The sequence below is a fragment of the Hymenobacter daeguensis genome (assembly GCF_054780555.1).
The window spans coordinates 79,725-98,330 of the sequence record NZ_BAAGWC010000006.1; the positions used below are offsets into that span (position 1 = coordinate 79,725).

Here is an 18,606-nt window from a genome sequence, read left to right on the forward strand (position 1 = left end):
CATCGTTCAACGAGGAGACGCGAAGGGTCGCGTCTCTACATTCCTAATTCCCTTTATGCTACCACGCCTACTCAAAGGCGCGCGGTTTGCGCTGCTGCCCGCCGCCGGGCTCGTTCCTGCTTTCACCGTTCAAGCCCAGACCGTGGCCCCGGCCGATACTGCCCGCAAAAGCCTCAATCTGGAGGAAGTCGTCGTGTCGGCCTCGCGGGTGGAGGAGAGCTTTCTGCAGTCGCCGGTGACGGTGGAAAAGCTCAATCCGCGCGCCCTGCGGCTCACGCCGGCGCCGTCGTTTTTCGATGCCATCGAGCACCTGAAAGGCGTGCAGGTGATTACGCCCAGCCTGGGATTTAAGGTGATAAATGCGCGGGGCTTCACCAATACCACCAACGTGCGCTTCGCCCAGCTGGTGGATGGCGTGGACAACCAGGCCCCGCACATCGGCGGGCCGATTGGCAATGTACTCGGGCCGAGTGATTTGGACATCAGCTCGGTGGAGATTGTGCCCGGTACGGCCTCGGCGCTGTACGGGCTGAATGCCATCAACGGGCTGGCGAATTTCCAGACGAAGAATCCCTTCAACTCCGAGGGGCTGAGCGTACGGCAGCAAACGGGCGTCAACCACCTCAACGACCCGAATGTGAAGACGTTCGGGGCGGGCAGCTCGCCGGAGAAAATCTACTCCGAAACCAGCGTGCGCTACGCCAAAGTGCTGGTGGCCGATAAGCTGGCGGTCAAATTCAACGCCACCTACCTGCGAGCCTACGACTGGATTGCCAACGACCAGACCGACCTCAACCCCAACGGCAATGCCACCACCGGCCTGCTCGGGGCCGACAACCCGGCGCCGGACCAGGTAAACCGCTACGGCAACGAGTCGTCGGACCGGAGCACGCTCACGCTGGGCGGCAAGCAGTATTCGGTGGCCCGCACCGGCTACGACGAGCGGGATTTGGTGGATTACAACATCAAGACGCTGAAGGCTGACGCGGCGCTGCACTACCGCTTCCGGCCCGGCACGGAGCTGGCCTACACCTACCGCGTGGCCGGCTTCGACAACGTGTACCAGCGCTCGAACCGCTTCCGGCTGCAGGACTACCGCCTGCAGCAGCACGCCCTCATCCTCACCACGCCCGTGGTGCAGGCCCGCGCCTACCTCACCCGCGAAAACACCGGCCAGAGCTACAACCTGCGCTCGATGGGCGAAAACATTGACCGCAGCTTCAAGCCCGATGCGCAGTGGAATACCGACTACACCACCGCCTGGAACGCCGCCACGGCCGCCGGCCAGCCCGTGGCCACGGCCCACGCCACCGCCCGCACCGCCGCCGACGCCGGCCGCCTGCAACCCGGCACCGATGCCTTCAACCAGCGCCTGAGCGACTTGCAGGGCATCAACAACTGGGACCAGGGCGCGGCCCTGCGCGTGCGCGCCGACCTGCTGCACGGCGAGGCCCAGCTGAACCTGGCCGAAGCCCTGCGGCGCAACGGCCACGCCCTGCCCGCCACCCTCGACTTGCTGGCTGGCGCCGACCACCGCACCTACATCGTGGTGCCCGACGGCAATTATTTCATCAACCCGAACCCCGGCAAAGACCCACTCACCGACAACCTTACCTACTCGAAAACGGGCGGTTTCGTGCAGGCCGGCGGCCGGCTGCTGGCCGACAAGCTGCGCCTCACCGCCACGCTGCGGGCCGATAAAAACGACTACTTCAGCACGAAATTCAACCCGCGCTTCACGGCCGTTTTCTCGCCCACGCCGCGGCAGAACTTCCGCCTGAGCTACCAGAGCGGCTACCGCTTCCCGAGCCTGTTTGAGGGGTTTTCGAACGTGAACAGCGGGCAGGTGAAACGCATCGGCGGGCTGCGGGTGATGTCGGACGGGGTGTTTGAGAATAGCTATTTGCGCACCAGCATCGATGCCTTCAATACGGCCGTGACGGCGGCCATTAACGCCAATACCACCACGGCCACGGCGGCCCAGAAGCGCCAGCAGGCCATTGCCCAAAACCAGAATATGCTGGTCAAAAACCCCTACACCTACCTCAAGCCGGAGTACATCCGCTCGTTTGAGGTGGGCTATAAGGCGGCTTTCGGCAGCGCCGGCCGGCTGGTGCTCGACGTGGATTTCTACTACAACTCCTACCGCGACTTCATTGCCCAGGTGGAAGCCTACGTGCCCCAGACCAGCGCCGGCCAGCCCCTCAACACCGGCACCGACCTCAACACCATTGCCATGGCCCTGAATGCCCGCGCCGGCCAGGCCCGCTACCGCCTCTGGACCAACTCCCAGAGCCAGGTGTACAACTACGGCGGCTCGGCCGGCCTGCGCTACGAGGCCGGCCGCGGCTACCTCCTGGGGGCCAACACCACCTACACCCGCCTCGACCGCACCGAAAACGGCGACGGCCTCGAAGACGGCTTCAACACCCCGCGCTGGGCCTACAACCTGAGCCTGGGCAACGAAAACGCCTTCCGCAACTTCGGCTTCGGCCTTAACTACCGCTGGCAACAGGGCTACTACTCCCAGACTTTCCTGGTGAATGGCGACGTGCCCGGCTACCATACGCTCGACGCGCAGCTGAGCTATGCCGTGCCCGCCGCGCAGGTCCGCTTCAAGCTCGGCGCCAGCAACGTGCTCAACAGCTACTACGTGTCTTACCTCGGCGGCCCCAGCGTGGGCGGGCAGTATTACCTGGCCGTCACGTACTCGCTGTAGCGACCGGTCGAGCCGCCTGCCGGGTTCTAAACCAGCCCTGGCCAACAGGCAAACGCAAAAAAGGCCCGCTCTCATCGAGCGGGCCTTTTTTGCTTCGGCAGCCGGGTGGCTTACTTCCGCTTGGCGGGCGCCTTGCGAGCCGGGGCCTTTTTGGCGGGGGCCTTCTTCACCGGAGCCTTACCGGCGGTGGGGCGGCCTTCGGGCGTCTTCTGCAGCTCCGTGATGGTGGGAGCCGGGCCGTACTTCACTTCGGCCGAGTTGGGCTCGCCGGTGAGGTAGAGGTCGAAGTCGACGCGACGGTTCAGGGCCTGGCCGGCTTTGGTCGCGTTGTCGGCAATGGGCTTGGTTTCGCCGTAGCCGCGCGATTCGATGCGGTCGGCCGGGACGCCCTGGCTCAGCATGTAGGTGCGGGCCGAGGCAGCACGGTCATACGAGAGGCGCAGGTTGTAGTCGTCGGCACCTTTGCTATCGGTGTGGCCGGCAATGCTCATGGTGTAGTCCGGGTATTCGGCCATGAGGGCGGCGAGGTCTTTCAGGGTCGGGTACGAGCTGGGGAGCAGCACGGCCTTGTTGAACTCGAAGTTGATGAACTTCGTGGCTTCCTGCAGGCGCTTCTTGGCCTCAGCCTTAATCTCGGGGCAGCCTTTGTTCGAGGCCGGGCCGGGGCGGTTGGGGCAGCGGTCCTGATAGTCGGGCACGCCGTCGCCGTCGCGGTCAAGCGGGCAGCCGTTGGCATCCACGCTCACGCCAGCCGGGGTGCCGGGGCACTTGTCGTTCTGGTCAATCACGCCGTCGTTGTCGGCATCGGGGCAGCCTTTCAGCTCGGGCTTGCCGGGGGTGTCGGGGCAGGCATCGTCGGCATCGGTCACACCGTCGCCGTCGCGGTCGGGGCAGCCCTGCAGGGCGGCCACGCCTTTCACGTCGGGGCACTTGTCCTGGTAATCCGGAACGCCATCGCCGTCCTTATCGAGCGGGCAGCCGTTGGGGTCCACGGCCACGCCGGCCGGGGTGCCGGGGCATTTATCCTTCTTGTCCGATACGCCGTCCTTATCCTCGTCCTTCATTTTGCCCAGCGCCACCGTGATGCCGGCCTGGTGCAACAGGAACCGGTCGTAGAGCTTATCGGCCGGGGTTACGGGACCGTACAGGTTATCTACCCGCTCCGTGAAGGGGTAGTGGTAGCTGGTGGTCAGGTCGAGCGAAACCACTTCGCTGAGGCGGAAGCGCAGGCCAGCCTGGCCAAACAACTCAGGCCGGCGAATCTGGTTGATGCCAAAGTTCTGGCCATTGGCGCGGCCCGAGCTATTGGACAGGAAGAAGCCGCCGCCGCCCATCAGGTAAGGCTGAATGAAGGACTCTTCTTTCAGAATCTTACCGTTGTTCAGCTTCAGCTTAATCCCCAAATCCACCATGCCGATGCGGGCGTCGAAGTTCTCGCCCGCCCGCAGCTCGCTGCTGAACTTGTAGGTTTCATAGTACCCGAGCAGGGCCACGTCGAACGAAGGCGACAGGTAGCGCGTGATGGCGCCGCCGCCGCCCACCATCAGGTCGTTGCCGGAGCGGTTCCAGAAGTCGGAACCCATGTTGCCACGGTACTGCAATAGGCCAACGTTGCCGCTGAGGGCCGTTTTTCTATCGGGAGTCTGAGCCTGCGCATTAGGCGCCGCCATGCCAAGCATGAGTGCCGTCGCCGCAAGTCCATTTAGGAGTTGAGGTTTTAGAAACATAGGTGTTGGTGGGAATAGTTAGGTAAAGTCGCTTGTTCGTTGAAAAACTTGCAATTATGTGGGGCTATACTTTTTTTATTCAGAAAAGTTGTTATGGAAACATTACCCCTACCCCACCGCTGAGCTAACTGTCTGATTAGACACGCTGCTAAGAGATTTTAAAATATTGGCTTCATAATTTGCTCATTCAATAATTCTGACCGAATTCATAAGCAATTATTTATATAATTTTATTCCATTAGTATAAACCATCGGGCAGCAGCTCTTCGCCTGAGCTACCTGCCAAGCGGATACAGCAAAAAAGCCGTCCGCACAGTGTGCGGACGGCTTTTCTATCGGTGCCTTTGCCGGGCTGGGCGGAAAAAGCTGCTTAGAAACGGCCGAAATTCAGCCCCAGAATCAGCACAATGCCCACCACCATCAGAATTAGGTAGGTTTCCACGGCACCGGTCTGCACGTAGCGCAGCAGCTGGCCGCCGCCGTTCACGACCCGACCAAACACCCCTACCACGGGATTGATAACGCCGTTTTCCACAAACTTGTAGAGGCCGGTCGACAGGGCCATTACCGGCTTCACAAACACCGCGTTGTATAGCTCATCGATGTAGTATTTGTGGTACACCAGGCTTTCGGGAGCCGAGCGCTGGGCTTCGTCCTCGGCCGGGCGCGTGGCGCGGGCCACGTACATCACATAGGCCAGCACAATGCCCAGCACGCCCACGCCCACCGACAGGCCCATGAGCATGTATTCGGTGCTGGCGGGCAGTTCGGCCGCGAAAGCCTCGGGCATCAGGCGCTGCGAGTAAGTAAAAATCGGGGCCAGGTACTCGGCCAGGTAGTGGTGATGGCCGGTGAACATGGGCGCACCCATGAAGCCGCCCACGGCCGCCAGCACAGCCAGCACGATGAGCGGAAACGTCATCGAAGCGGGCGACTCGTGCAGGTGGTGCTTCTGCTCCTCGGTGCCCCGGAACTCGCCGAAGAAGGCCAGGAACAACAAGCGGAACATGTAGAACGCCGTCAGGAACGCCGTGAGCAGGCCCATGGCCCACAGCACTTTGTTGTGCTCAAAGGCATGCGCCAGGATTTCATCTTTCGAGAAGAAGCCCGAGAACGGCGGGATGCCCGAAATGGCCAGGCAGCCGATGAGGAAGGTGACAAACGTGATGGGCAGCGCCTTGCGCAGGCCGCCCATGCGGCGCAGGTCCTGCTCGTTGCTCATGGCATGAATCACGGAGCCAGCCCCGAGGAACATCAGCGCCTTGAAGAAGGCATGCGTCAGCACATGGAACAGGGCCGTGGAGTAGCCCATCACGCCCAGCGCCAGGAACATATAGCCCAGCTGCGACACCGTGGAGTAAGCCAGCACTTTCTTGATGTCGTTCTGCGCCAGGCCAATGGTGGCCGCAAACAGCGCCGTGGCCGCGCCCACAATGGCCACCACCTCCAGCGTGTGCGGCGCGAGGGTGAACAGCACGTTGGCCCGCAGCACCATGTAGATGCCCGCCGTGACCATGGTGGCGGCGTGGATGAGGGCCGATACCGGCGTGGGGCCGGCCATGGCGTCGGGCAGCCAAGTATAGAGCGGCAGCTGCGCCGACTTGCCCATGGCGCCCACAAACAGCAGCAGCGTAATGAACGTGCAGACGCCCACGCCATACGGCCCGAACTGGCCCAGCGAGGCTTTCTGGAACACCTCGGCGTACTGCACCGAGTTGAAGGTGAGGTAAATCAGGAAGATGCCGAGCAGGAAGCCCAGGTCGCCCACGCGGTTGATGATGAAGGCTTTTTTGGCGGCGTTGTTGTAGCTGGTATTCTTGTTCCAGAAGCCGATGAGCAGGTAGGAGCACAAGCCCACGCCTTCCCAGCCAATGAACAGGATGACGAAGTTGCTGCCCATCACCAGCAGCAGCATGCTGAAAATGAACAGGTTCAGAAAGCTAAAAAACTTACCCACGTTCTCGTCGTGGTGCATGTAGCCGATGCTGTAGACGTGAATCAGGAAGCCCACGCCCGTCACCAGCAGCAGCATAATCAGGCTGAGCTGGTCAATCTGGTACTGGAAAGGAATCTGGAGCGAGCCCACCGAAATCCAGTCGAACAGCTGCACCGTGTACTGGTACTGGAAGTTCATAAACAGCATCACCGAAATCAGGAACGAGCCCAGCACGGTGGCGCTGCCGATGATGCCGGCCACGGTGCCGGAGAGCTTCTTGTTCAGCAGGCCGTTGATGAGGAAGCCCAGGAAGGGCAGCAGCGGAATCAGGACGTAGAGAAACGTGGAATACGGGGCGTTGGCGCCGGGGAGAACGGTTTCTTGCATTGGTATTAGGCTATGCTCGCGATGCTGAAAAGGCAGTCATCCTGAGCGCAGCGCAGGGCCATATCCGGTAGGAACGACTTGTTCGGTAGTGATAAGGTCCGGCGCTTCGCTCAGGATGACCAAAGAGGATTACCACTTCAACCGGCTGAGCAGGTTGACGTCAGTGGTCTGGAAGTTGCGGTAAATCATAACGATGATGCCCAGTCCTACCGAGACTTCGGCCGCGGCCACGGCCATGATGAAGAACACGAAAACCTGCCCGTTGGGGTCGGAGCGGTAAGCCGAAAAGGCCGTCAGCAGAATATTCACCGCGTTGAGCATCAGCTCGACGCACATGAAGATGATGATGGCATTGCGCCGCACCAGCACGCCCGTAACGCCGATGGCAAACAGGGCCGAGGCGAAGAAAACGTAATACTGAAGCGGAACGGTCCGAATGACTTCGGGGATGGTCTGGGAAACGGTTGGGTCCATACGAGGCGGCAACGGAAAAGCGGACAACACGGCCCGATTGCTTTTAAGTAGGCAAAGGTATCCTGAAAAACCATAATTCGGGCCATTAATCGGGCACTTTACTGCGGGAATCGCCACGGCTTGCGCCGAAGCATTGCGAACAAGCCAGATTCTATAAATTATACAAATTTCATTTTTTGCATAACTATTGCCTGCAATGGTAATTTTTGTTTTTATCCAATACAGGCATGATTATATCTTTGGGAGAAATTAGCATAAATATGCTCGTCAACACTTAAAAAAAGGTCATTCACAAATAATCCGGGAATAATTTACCAAAAAGTCATATTGCATTTTATTTACCCAATTCCTTTCCACATGAAAAAAATACTTCTACTTTTCCTGCTAACCATGGCTGGTTTTGCCGCTACGGCACAGGTTAGCTATTATACGTTTAATGGCGGGGGCACCAGTGGTAACTGGAACAACCCGGCCACCTGGACCACCGACCCCACCGGCTCTACCAGCCTGAACGGGCGGGTGCCGGGCAACGGCGACATTGCAGTGATTACCAACAGCTTCGTGCTGAACCTGACGGCCGACGTGAGCACGACGAGCCTCACGGTTATCATTCAGCGGGGCGGCTCGCTGGACCTGGGCGCCACGGCGGGCTTCACCAGCACCCTCACGCGACTGGCGGGCCAGGGCACGCTGCGCGTGGGCCGGGCTTACTTCCCCGGCGTGGCCGCCAACGACTTCGACGACCCCAATACCGGCACCGTGGAGTTTTACAACTGGGCGGGCCCGACGGGCACCCTGCCGCAGCCAGGCTCCGGGCAATACAACAACCTGCGCCTGCTCAATACTTCGGGCACGGCCTTCGCCGCGCAGTTTAATGCAAACGCGCTGAGCCTGATGGGCAGCCTGACGCTGGCCCGCAGCACCGGCAGCGCCGCCGTGGCCCTGACCATGGGCCAGACCGCCACCACCAACCGCACCCTCAGCGTGCTTGGCGACATTACGGTGGGCGCGGGTACGACGCTGGGCGTGACCGCCGTGGATGGCGCGCACACCCTGAACGTGAGCGGCAGCCTCATCAACAACGGCACCGTGGCGCTGCGCAATGGCACTGACAGCCAGCGCTGCCTGCTTAAGTTCATTGGCAATGCCGATGCCACGCTGGCCTGCAACGGCCCCACCGACCTCAGCCAGCTGCAGGTTGACAAAGGCACGGGCAGCACCGCCACGCTAAGCGTGACTTCGACGGCCACGACGCCGGCGGGCGGCAACCTGCGCCTGAACATGGCGGCGGCCAATAACCTTTTGATAATCAACAACGGCACGGCTAAGCTGGGCGCAAATATTGACCTGCCGCGTTTGAGCAATGCCAGCGCCAACTACGACTTGGGCACGGTGAGCAACAGTCCCTGCCTGTGGATTGCGGGCGCTACCGTGCGCAACAACAACACCGGCGCGCTGGTGGCCTATGGCACGTTCCGCATCAGCGCGGGGCGCTTCGAGAGCTTGGGGGCCGAGGGCACGGTGATTCGGGAAGACGGGCAACTGCTGATTGAGGGCGGCACGACGGTGGTGGAGAAATTCCGCCCGTCGAACACATCGGCCAGCCACCGGGGCTCGTTTACGATTACGGGCGGCGTGTTTGAATGCAGCGGCACGGGCTCGGACGGCAGCTACGCCCGGTTCTCACACCCGTATAAAACCCAGTCGTTTCGCATGACGGGCGGCACCATTCGGGTGCAGAACCCGCAGAACAGCAGCGGCTTGTTCCACATTGGGGTGAACCCCGACAACGCGACCGTGACCGGCGGCACCATTGAGCTGCTGCTGCCCAATACGAACACGAACTGCAAAATCCTCAGCACGGCCCCGCTCTGGAACCTGAGCGTGAGCAAGCCCACGGCCGGCGGCACCAGCAAAGCAGTGCTCGATGCCGTGGGCGTGACGCCTGCCTACAGCAGCGGCGCCACTACCACGGCCCAGCCGCTCACGGTGCTCAACAACTTCACCATCAACGGCGCCAACCCGGCCACGCTCGATGCCAACTCGCAGGATGTGAACGTGCAGGGTACGCTCACCATTGGCACGGGCTGCACCTACCTGCCCACCACGAATACCACGCGCTTCAGCGGCGGCCAGGACCAGCTGCTGACCAACAACGGCAGCATCGGCTCGACGCTGAACACGTTTTATAACCTGACGGTGGACAAGTCGGCGGGTACGCTGTCGCTCGACGGCACGGCCACGACCTTCACCGTAACCAATACCCTGAGCCTGCTGAATGGGGTGCTGAACGATGGCAGCAAAACCGTGAACGTGCTGGGCAACGTGGTGAACTCGGCCTCGCACACCAGCGGCGGCGGCACGGGCGCCATTGTGCTGGCCGGCCCGGGCGGGCAGGTCATCAGCGGCAACGGCAACGGCGTATTCGGCAACCTGACCATCAACAGCACGGCGGCGGCGGGCGCGGTGGCGGCTACCCTCACGGCCAACCAGGGCGTGGCCAGCGTGCTCACGCTGCAAAGCAACCACGTGCTGAACATCGGCTCCAACCGCCTGTCGCTCACCAGCATCAGCCCCAACGCGGTGGTGGCGGGCACCGGCGGATTCTCGAGCCAGCGCATGATTCGGACGGCCGGCAACCAGAGCGACCTGGGCCTCCGCAAAACCTACGGCGGGGCCGACTCCTTCACCTTCCCGGTGGGCACGGGGGCCAAATACACCCCGGCCACCATCGCCCTCAACGCCGCGCTGCCCCTGTACGGCAAGGTGAGCGTGAGCCCGACCAATACGCGCAACCCCTTCGTGACCAGCACCAACTCGCTGGCCTACTACTGGAAAGTGCGCAGCATCGACTTTGGCCCCATTCCGGGCGGCAGCATCAGCGCCAGCTTCACCATGCTGAACAGCGATGCCGCCGGCACGCTGGCCAGCTACGTGCCCGGCCGCTACCTGCCCGTGACCTGGACCAGCAGCAGCAACGTGAGCCAGGTGGTGAAAAGCGCCTCGACTTCGGTCATTCAGTTTCCCGGCCTGAGCCAGACCGATGGCGAGTTTACGGCCGGCGAACCGGCCGCTTTCGGCGCGGTGACGGCTTATTACTCGACCCGCAACGGCAGCTGGGAAGATGCCAACCCCGCCACCACGCCCTGGAGCACGGCGGGCTTCACGGGCGCGGCGGCTTCGTCGGTGCCCGGGCCGGGCAACCCGGTTTTCATTGGCTCGGCCAGCGCTGGCCTGTTTCATACCGTGACCGTGACGGCCAACAACGCCCGCTCGGGCTCGCTGGTGATTGACCGGGGCGCGACGCTGGACGTGCAGACCCTGACCGGCCACAACTTCGGCGCGCTGCCCGATGCCACGGCCAGCGGCGCGGGCCGCCTGCGCATCAGCTCGGCGGCGGCCACGGCCCAGTTTCCGGGCGGCGACTTCGGCGCGTTTCTGCAGCCCAACGGCGGCACGGTGGAGTATTACACCACGGGCAGCCAGAGCTTCACGCTGCCCACCGCGTCGTTTACCAGCCTGCCCCTCGCTTCTTATAAAAGCCTGTGGCTGAATGCCGGGGCCGGCACCCAGGTGAGCCTGCCCAACCAGGACCTGCGCGTATATGCGCAGCTGAAAACCGGCACCGCGGCTGCCTACGGCGGCGAAGTGCTGCTCAGCGGCGGCGCGGCCGGCAACCTGACCATCGACTCGCTGCTGGCGGTGCAAACCGGCGCGCTGCGCTACGCCAACGGCACCAGCCGCACCCTGACCGTGGGCGGCAACGTGGCCGTGAGCGCGGGGGCTACGTTCGATGTGAACGGCGCAGGCGCAGCCACTACCCTGCCCAACGCTCTGCTGGTGGGCGGCTCGCTCACGAACGACGGCACGCTGGACTTTGGCGCGGCCGGAGCGCAGCGGGCCAGCCTCGCCTTCACCGGCCCGCAGAATGCCAGCCTGACCGGCACCGCCGCGGGCGCTGCCACCCGCCTTTTCACGCTGGCCGTGGACAAGGGCACCAGCCAGGCGCCCACCCTTACGGTGGACGTGGCCGGCACGCTCACCACGCCCGGCAGCAGCTGGCTCACCCTTGCCAATGGCACCCTGCGCTACGCCCGGCCCGGCAGCACCCTCACGGTGCACGACGCGGCCAGCGCCTACGTCATCAACGAAAAAGCCGGCCTGACGGTGGACGCCGCCGGCGCCAGCGTGACCGTGGCCACGGCCAGCGACGACGCGGCCGACCTGCAGCTGGCCGGCCAGCTGCGCGTGCTGCAGGGCACGCTGAGCGTGGGCACGGCCACCACCGGCGCGGGCAACGACCTGGAATACGCCAGCGCCGGCGCGCCCACGGTGCGCGTGAGCGGCAGCGGCATGCTCTACGTGAACGGCCAGGTGCGCCGCCCCACGGCGAACACCAACGGGGCGCTGCGCTTCGACCAGAGCGGCGGCACGGTGGAAATTGGCGGCTTCGGAGCCGGCGCGACGGGCAACAGGGAGCGCGGCGTGTTTGAGGTGCAGGGCGCGGGCAGCATTTTCCGCCTCACGGGCGGCACGCTGGCGCTGCGGCGCTCGAACCAGAACCCGGCGCTGATTGCCGACCTGTTTCTGCGGCCCGACTCGACGGTGGTGACGGCCGGCACGGTGGTGCTCGGCAACCTGGCCGCCGGCGCGGGCAACGTGACGGTGACCGTCGATTCGTCGGTGCCGCTCTACGACCTGCGCGTGGAAGCCGGTGCCAATGGCACCAGCCAGAACACCGGCCAGCTGGCCGGCACCAGCGCCCTCGCCCTGAAAGGCTCGCTGACCATTGGCAACGACAATGCTTTCTTCAACGCCAACGGCCTCGGACTGAACATTGGCCAGAGCCTGATTAACAACAACGCCTCGACCAGCACCAGCCTGACGGCCGGCGGCTTCCGCCCCGGCACGGCGGCTCAGACCACGACCTTCACCGGCGGCCTGGCGGCGCAGGAGCTCACGGGCACGGGCGCGGCCAACCTCACGGTGTTTGGTAACCTTGTGCTGAACAACGCCCAGCCCAACGGCGCCCTGACGCTGCAGCCCGGGCGCAATGCCCGCGTAGCCGGCACCCTCACGCTCAGCAAGGGCACCCTGGCCGACAACGGCCAGACCATCACGGCCCTCGGCGACGTGCTGAACTCGGCGACCCACACCAGCGCCACCGGCGGCAGCCTGACGCTGGGCGGCAGCACCACCCAGAGCGTGGGCGGCAGCGGCGCCGGCCGCTTCGGCAACGTGGTGCTGAACAACGCAACGGGCGCCACCACCACCGCCAACCAGGAAATTGCCGGCGTGCTCACCCTCAGCAGCGGCGCGCTCAGCATTGGCTCGAACCTGCTGTGGCTGAGCAACCCGGCCGCTGCGGCCGTGGCCGGCACGTTTGGCGCCGGGCGCTGCATCCGGACCAACGGCATCGTGGCCGATTTGGGCGTGCGCAAGTCGTACCCCAGCGGCCAGTCGGACTTCACTTTCCCCATTGGCGTGGCCGGCAAATACACGCCGGTGCGCCTCAACGTGACGGCCAACGCCGCGGCGGGCACGCTCACGGCGCGGCCCATCAACACGGCGCATCCTTCGACCACCAACCCGCTGCCCCGCGAGCTGGGCTACTACTGGAAGCTGAGCAGCACCGGGTTCAGCGCCCCCACCGTGACGCAGGTATTTACCTACGTGGACGCTTCGGCGGGCAACGACGTGAACGGGACCGAGGCCAGCTACGTGCTGGGCCGCTTCCTGAATGGTTCCTGGACACCTGTTAATGGCATTTCCGGCGCGGTGAACCCAACGGCCAACACCCTGACCCTGGCCGATGTGAACTACTTCGACGGCGACTACACGGGCGGCGAAAGCAGCGAGTTCGGCACCGTGCCCACTTTCTACAGCCGCAACACTACGGCCGGCCTGGCCGGTGGCGCCGACTGGGACGACGCCAACGCCTGGACGTTCAATGCCGACGGCACCGACTCTTCGGTCTTGCCCACCACCTTCCCTACCCTAGCCAACCCGGTGGTGATTCTGCCCGGCCACCTGATTAAGTCGAACGGTCCCGGCCGGGGCGCGGCCAACCTGAGCCTGCAGGGCGCGCTGGACCTGGGCACCAACGGTGCCAACAACTTCAACACCGTGGCCGGCACGGGCACGCTGCGCATTGGCTCGTCGCTGTTTCCGGCCGGCAACTACGCCGACTTCATGGCCGGCGGCACGGGCGGCACCGTGAACTACACGGGCGCGGTGCAACTGCCGGCGCGCGACACCTACAACAACCTGCAGTTCACGGGCGGCAACACCAAGCAGCTCAGCAACCTCGACCTCACCATCAACGGCGCCCTGACGGTGGCGGCCGGCACCACCGTGCTCAACCCCACCAGCCAGAACCTGACCCTGACCTCGACCACCGGCGGGGCCACCCTCGGCGGCACGCTCGACCTGAGCGAAGGCAGCCTGAGCACGCAGGCCTTCGTGCTGAACTCGGGCCAGCTGGCCATTGGCAGCGGCACGGTGAGCACCGGCACGGCATTCACCAACACCAGCACCGGCACCGTGCGCAACGGCAGCGGCGCGGTGAGCGTGGGCACGGCTTTCGGCAACGCCGGAACTTACAACGCCAACGCGGGGCCGGGTCCGCTCGCGGTGGGCACGACGTTCGTCAACAGCGGCACGTTCCGGGCCGGCGACGGCAGCCTGACCGTCAATGACACCTTCACCAACGCCGCCGGGGCCAATTTCCAGGCGGCCGTGGGCGACGTGACGGTAGCCAGCGACTTCACCAACCTGGGCAGCTTCGCCGTGAACAATGCCAATACCCTGCGCATTGGCGGCAACTTTGCCAACACCAGCGGTGGCACGTTTGCGGCCGGCGCCAGCACCGTGCAGCTGCAGGGCAATTTCTCGAACGCGGGCGGCACGTTCAATGGCGGCACCAGCACGGTGCGCTTCCTGGCGGCGGCCAGCCGCACCGTGACCGGCGACCCCGTTTTCTATAACCTCCAGAAAAGCGGCACGGGCACCCTCACCCTCAGCGGCAGCACCGACGTGACGGTGGCCAACCTCCTCACCCTCAGCAATGGCCTGGTGGTGACGGGCACCAGCAACACGCTGCGCCTCACCAACACCGCCACGCAGCCCATCGTGGGCACCGGCCTGTCGGCCTACGTGAGCGGCCGCCTGGCCATGAGCCTGCCCGATGCGGCAGCCGCCAGCCGCGAGTTTCCGGTGGGCCTGGGCGGGCGCTTCCGCCCCGTCACCATTCAGCCGCAGGCCGCCTCCACGAGCCCGGTGGTGCTGGTGGAGATTTTCAACGGTGCCCCCGGCGGCACCACCGACAACTCGCTGTCGAACCTCTCGGCCAACCGCTACTACCGCATTCAGCTGCTGTCAGGCACCATCAACCAGCCCACGGTGCAGCTCAGCTTCAACACCGAAGGTATTGTGGACGAGGAAGTGAACGTGCCCGGCAACCTGCGCGTGGCCCGCTCTACCGGCAATGCCGGCCCCTGGAGCAACGCCGGCGGCGCCGGGGTGTACTCGCCGGCCGCGCCGCGCGGCTACACCATCTCGGCGCCCACGGCTATCAACGGCAACTCGTTCTTCGCCCTGGCCTCGACCAACGCCGTGGACAACCCGCTGTCGGGCCTCGCGCCGCTGCCCGTCGAGCTCACCACCTTCACGGCCACCGCCATCGGCCGCGCCGTGCAGGTAGCCTGGACGACGGCCTCGGAAAAAAACAGCGCTTATTTTGAGGTGCAGCGCTCGGCCAACGGCCTGCGCTTCGAAACCCTGACCCAGGTGGCCGCCCAGGGCACCACGTCCGTCCGCCACAGCTACGAAAGCCGCGACACGCAGCCGCTGGCCGGCCAGAGCTACTACCGCCTGCGCATGGTGGACCGCGACGGCACCTTCAGCTACAGCCCGGTGGCCACGGTGCGCTTCGGCAGCGGCCCGGCTGCGCTCACGCTCTATCCCAACCCCGGCACGGGCCACAGCTTCCACCTGGCGGCTCAAAACGTGCCCGCCGGCCCGGCCTCGGTGCGCGTGTTCGACCTGCAGGGCCGCCTCGTGAGCCAGCACGCGGTTGACTTTGCCCAGCCGGACATCACCATCCGGCCCAGCCGGGCGCTGGCCGCCGGCACCTACGTGGTGACGGTGCTAACCAGCAGCGGCAGCTTCACCCAGCGGCTGGTGGTGCAGGACTAGGGTTTCCCGGCAGCCAATGCACCCAAAAGAGCGGCTCCTTCGGGGCCGCTCTTTTGCGTTTGAGTCCGGCGAACGCGCCCCGTTGGCAACTTGTGGGCGGCCCCGGCTGTTGGCCAATTTCTGCAGAATTTGCGGCCGGTTCGCCGGCCGTAAAGTATTGCCGCACGCTATTCGTCTGCCTGTTTACAATGGAACCCTTGGCACTGTCCCTCCCCTCCCCCCTCCTGCCGATGTCGGCTTCGCAGCAAGACCGCCAGATTGCCGAAGCCGTGCGCCAGCAGCGCCCGCGCCTGCTGCAGTTCATCCGGCGCCGCATTCCCGACGAAGCTGAGGCCGAAGACCTCCTGCAGGATGTTTTCGCCGAGCTTGTGGAAAGCTACCGGCTGCTCAAACCCGTGGAGCAGGCGGCGGCCTGGCTTTTTCGCGTGGCCCGCAACCGCATCACCGACCTCTACCGCCGCAAGCGCCCGGTGAGCCTGGAAGAAGCCTTTGGCGCGGCCGAAGCCAGCGACGACGGCGAAGGACTGCTCCTGGCCGACCTGCTGCCCGCCCCCGACGACTCGCCCGAAAACCGCCTCCTGCGCGAAACGCTCATGGAAGCCCTGAGCGACGCCCTGGCCGAGCTGCCGGTGGCCCAGCGCGAGGTATTCATCTGGCACGAGCTGGAGGATAAAACCTTCCGCGAGATGGAGGAAGAAACCGGCGTACCGCTCAAAACGCTGATTTCGCGCAAGCACTACGCCGTGCTGCACCTGCGCAAGCGCCTGCAAACCCTCTACACCGAGCTCTTTACCGACTAGTTTTCCCGCCCCGCTATTTTCGCCTTTATCATGGACCGTAAATTCTGGCTGCTCCGCGGCCTCCGATTTTTTCTTTTTGCTGCGCTTTTCGTCGTCGTCATTGGCTTCGTCACGCAAGCCCTCTGGAACTGGCTGATGCCCGAGCTGTTCCACCTGCCCGTCATCAGCCTGCCCCAGACCTATGGCCTGCTGCTGCTGAGCCGCATTCTGTTCGGCTTCAAGCCGGGCGGTAACAAGTCGGCCGCCTGGGCCCGCAAGCGCCGCGAATGGCAGCAGCGCATGGCCGGCCGCATGGAAAACCTCAGCCCCGACGCCCGCGAAAACTTCCGCCAGCAAATGCGCAGCCGCTGCGCCGCCTGGGGCCGCCACGCCGACAAGCCGGCCGAAAGCCCGGCCCAGCAACCTGCCTGACAGCAGCTTATCTAGCTTATTTTATCCGAATATATTTGTCTGCGCAGCTCCTTTTTCGGGGGCTGCGCTTTTTTATTTCAATTTTATTTAGATATTTGTCTAAACATTGAACCGCCGGAATGAATGCGCTTTTTAAAGCCCTGAACGACCCCACGCGGCGCGCCATCCTGGAGCGGCTGCGCCACGGCCCGGCCACGGCCGGGGCCATTGCCGAGCAATTCCAGTTCTCCGCGCCCACCATCAGCCACCACCTCGACCTGCTGCGCCAGGCCGACCTCGTCACCAGCCAGAAACAAGGCCAGTTTGTGGTCTATACCCTGAACATGACCGTGTTTGACGAGCTGCTGGGCTGGCTTTACCAGTTCAAGTCCTGATTTTTCCTTTTCCGCTTTTATCCGCTTTCTGTCATGAAAAAGAACCTGTTGCCCTGGCAATTACTCACGCTGGCAGCCGTGCTGCTGCCAACGCTCTACCTGGCTTACGTGTGGCCGCAGCTGCCCGCCCAGATACCCACGCATTTTGGCACCGATGGCCAGCCCAACGGCTACACCGACCGGGCCAATATGTGGCTGCTCACGCTGGGCCTGCCGCTGGGCACGGCCTTGTTTTTCAGCATCCTGCCGCGCCTCGACCCCAAGCGCCGCCTCGATGCCGACAGCGTCAACTTCCAGAAGCTGCGCCTGGCCATGGTGGCCCTGCTCGGTGCGCTGGCCAGCTACAGCCTGCGCGCCGCCGTGCACCCTGCCAGCACCAGCGGCCCCGGCCTGATGGTGATTGCAGGCTTGTTTTTCGCATTGCTGGGCAACTACCTCACCACGGTGCAGCCCAACTATTTTGTGGGCATTCGCACCCCCTGGACGTTGGAAAACCCCGTGGTGTGGGCCCGCACGCACCGCGTGGGCGGAATCGTTTTCTGCGTGTCGGGGCTGCTCATTGCCGGCCTGGCCTTTGTGGTGCCCGCTGCTTCTATGCACCTGGCTTTCATCACCTTGGTCCTGCTGACGGCAGCGTTTTGCTACGCCTACTCCTACGTGGTTTTCCGGCAGGAGGAGCACCTGCGGAAAACAACCTGAAGTCCCGCCGTTTTGCGTAGTTGCACCAGTCCTGGTAGCGCGCCGCGTCGTTTTCCCTTTTTCTCTTCCAAAAAGCCCTCATACGATTCGTATGAGGGCTTTTTTATTGAATTTGGATTAAAAAATGAAATTGCATTTTTGCGTTTTTCATAGAAAAAACGTGAATTTTTTTTGAAAAAACTTGCAAAACATCGCAATATGCGAGTACGTTTGTATCGTCCAAATGAAAATCGCCTCAGTGCAAACCGCCATGACTGCTTCCCGCCTCACCTCTGCAATTGCGGCTCTTGGGCTGCTCTGCGCCGCACTGCCCTGCCGCGCCCAATACGCTTACACCACCGTAGCGCCCAAGCCTGAGACGACCGAAAGCGCCGACCCCGAAGAAGGGCTCAAACCCGTTGGGACCAAGGTGTTGCATGGCGTGGTGCAGGGCAAAGATGGCGCGCTGCCCGGGGCCACGGTGTGGCTGCACGGCACCAAAACCGTGGTAGTGACCAACTCCGAGGGCGAATTTGAGCTGCGCGTACCCGCCGACACCAAGATGGTGGAGCTGACCTGCGGCTTCGGCGGCCTGCAGGAAGAAACCGTGCGCCTGGCTCCGGCCCAGGCCCTGGGCTCGGTGTACCTGCTGCGCAGCGCCGCCAACTAATTATCTATCCGCATCTACCCTTCCTCCTCCACTTTGCCAGCTCTGTAACAAACACCTTTCGCTCTGCTATTTCTTTCACTGAGAAAACCCTGGCCTTTGAGGCCAGGGTTTTTTCGTGCCCTGAATTCACCGGCCGGCACCAGCACGAATCCTGCCGGCCTGCTGCCCGGCGAGTAGCTGGCCTCATTGGCACCAGACAAAAGCCCCGACCAGGTTTGGTCGGGGCTTTTGCTT

10 protein-coding genes are annotated in these 18,606 nt (G+C 63.6%); 7 read left to right on the top strand and 3 right to left on the bottom strand.

Features of this window, described 5'->3' with window-relative positions; translation table 11 throughout:
* Positions 1 to 55 precede the first annotated feature (55 nt).
* Positions 56 to 2,719 carry a TonB-dependent receptor gene (locus ACYVHT_RS09355; RefSeq protein ID WP_460550349.1) on the top strand — a complete coding sequence of 888 codons (2,664 nt, stop codon included), beginning with the start codon at positions 56 to 58 and terminating at the stop codon, positions 2,717 to 2,719.
* A gap of 110 nt (positions 2,720 to 2,829) precedes the next feature.
* On the opposite strand, the gene ACYVHT_RS09360 is transcribed toward ACYVHT_RS09355, so the two are convergent.
* From ACYVHT_RS09360 to nuoK, 3 genes are all read right to left on the bottom strand, one after another.
* Positions 2,830 to 4,302 (bottom strand): OmpA family protein, encoded by a 1,473-nt coding sequence (locus ACYVHT_RS09360; protein ID WP_460550351.1) that lies wholly within the window; start codon positions 4,300 to 4,302, stop codon positions 2,830 to 2,832.
* 514 nt (positions 4,303 to 4,816) lie between these two features.
* Positions 4,817 to 6,769, bottom strand: a complete 1,953-nt coding sequence (gene nuoL, locus ACYVHT_RS09365) for an NADH-quinone oxidoreductase subunit L (protein ID WP_460550353.1) — start codon at positions 6,767 to 6,769, stop codon at positions 4,817 to 4,819.
* Positions 6,770 to 6,898: 129 nt separating this feature from the next.
* Positions 6,899 to 7,243, bottom strand: coding sequence for an NADH-quinone oxidoreductase subunit NuoK (gene nuoK, locus ACYVHT_RS09370; RefSeq protein WP_210521494.1), 345 nt, complete (start codon positions 7,241 to 7,243; stop codon positions 6,899 to 6,901).
* Positions 7,244 to 7,600: 357 nt separating this feature from the next.
* Here nuoK and ACYVHT_RS09375 point away from each other — a divergent pair, with 357 nt between their 5' ends.
* The 6 genes from ACYVHT_RS09375 to ACYVHT_RS09400 all read left to right on the top strand — a co-directional run bounded on the left by ACYVHT_RS09375 (position 7,601) and on the right by ACYVHT_RS09400 (position 18,372).
* Entirely contained in the window at positions 7,601 to 15,439 is a 7,839-nt protein-coding gene (locus tag ACYVHT_RS09375) for a T9SS type A sorting domain-containing protein (protein WP_460550356.1), read from the top strand.
* Positions 15,440 to 15,669: 230 nt separating this feature from the next.
* Positions 15,670 to 16,239, top strand: coding sequence for an RNA polymerase sigma factor (locus ACYVHT_RS09380; protein ID WP_460550358.1), 570 nt, complete (start codon positions 15,670 to 15,672; stop codon positions 16,237 to 16,239).
* A 30-nt stretch (positions 16,240 to 16,269) separates the two neighbouring features.
* A complete protein-coding gene (locus tag ACYVHT_RS09385) occupies positions 16,270 to 16,650 on the top strand; it encodes a hypothetical protein (RefSeq protein WP_460550360.1) in 381 nt (126 codons plus the stop codon).
* Between the two features lie 119 nt (positions 16,651 to 16,769).
* Positions 16,770 to 17,024 carry an autorepressor SdpR family transcription factor gene (locus tag ACYVHT_RS09390; RefSeq protein ID WP_460550362.1) on the top strand — a complete coding sequence of 85 codons (255 nt, stop codon included), beginning with the start codon at positions 16,770 to 16,772 and terminating at the stop codon, positions 17,022 to 17,024.
* Between the two features lie 33 nt (positions 17,025 to 17,057).
* Positions 17,058 to 17,723, top strand: a complete 666-nt coding sequence (locus ACYVHT_RS09395; protein ID WP_460550364.1) for an SdpI family protein — start codon at positions 17,058 to 17,060, stop codon at positions 17,721 to 17,723.
* Between the two features lie 223 nt (positions 17,724 to 17,946).
* Positions 17,947 to 18,372, top strand: coding sequence for a carboxypeptidase-like regulatory domain-containing protein (locus ACYVHT_RS09400; protein ID WP_460550366.1), 426 nt, complete (start codon positions 17,947 to 17,949; stop codon positions 18,370 to 18,372).
* Positions 18,373 to 18,606 lie beyond the last annotated feature (234 nt).

Bases quoted from the DNA above. Each gene is read 5' to 3' on its own strand.
- ACYVHT_RS09355 (WP_460550349.1), top strand. From the start codon at position 56: ATGCTACCACGCCTACTCAAAGGCGCGCGGTTTGCGCTGCTGCCCGCC.
- ACYVHT_RS09360 (WP_460550351.1), bottom strand. From the start codon at position 4,302: ATGGGTTCCGACTTCTGGAACCGCTCCGGCAACGACCTGATGGTGGGC.
- nuoL (WP_460550353.1), bottom strand. From the start codon at position 6,769: ATGCAAGAAACCGTTCTCCCCGGCGCCAACGCCCCGTATTCCACGTTT.
- nuoK (WP_210521494.1), bottom strand. From the start codon at position 7,243: ATGGACCCAACCGTTTCCCAGACCATCCCCGAAGTCATTCGGACCGTT.
- ACYVHT_RS09375 (WP_460550356.1), top strand. From the start codon at position 7,601: ATGAAAAAAATACTTCTACTTTTCCTGCTAACCATGGCTGGTTTTGCC.
- ACYVHT_RS09380 (WP_460550358.1), top strand. From the start codon at position 15,670: ATGTCGGCTTCGCAGCAAGACCGCCAGATTGCCGAAGCCGTGCGCCAG.
- ACYVHT_RS09385 (WP_460550360.1), top strand. From the start codon at position 16,270: ATGGACCGTAAATTCTGGCTGCTCCGCGGCCTCCGATTTTTTCTTTTT.
- ACYVHT_RS09390 (WP_460550362.1), top strand. From the start codon at position 16,770: ATGAATGCGCTTTTTAAAGCCCTGAACGACCCCACGCGGCGCGCCATC.
- ACYVHT_RS09395 (WP_460550364.1), top strand. From the start codon at position 17,058: ATGAAAAAGAACCTGTTGCCCTGGCAATTACTCACGCTGGCAGCCGTG.
- ACYVHT_RS09400 (WP_460550366.1), top strand. From the start codon at position 17,947: ATGAAAATCGCCTCAGTGCAAACCGCCATGACTGCTTCCCGCCTCACC.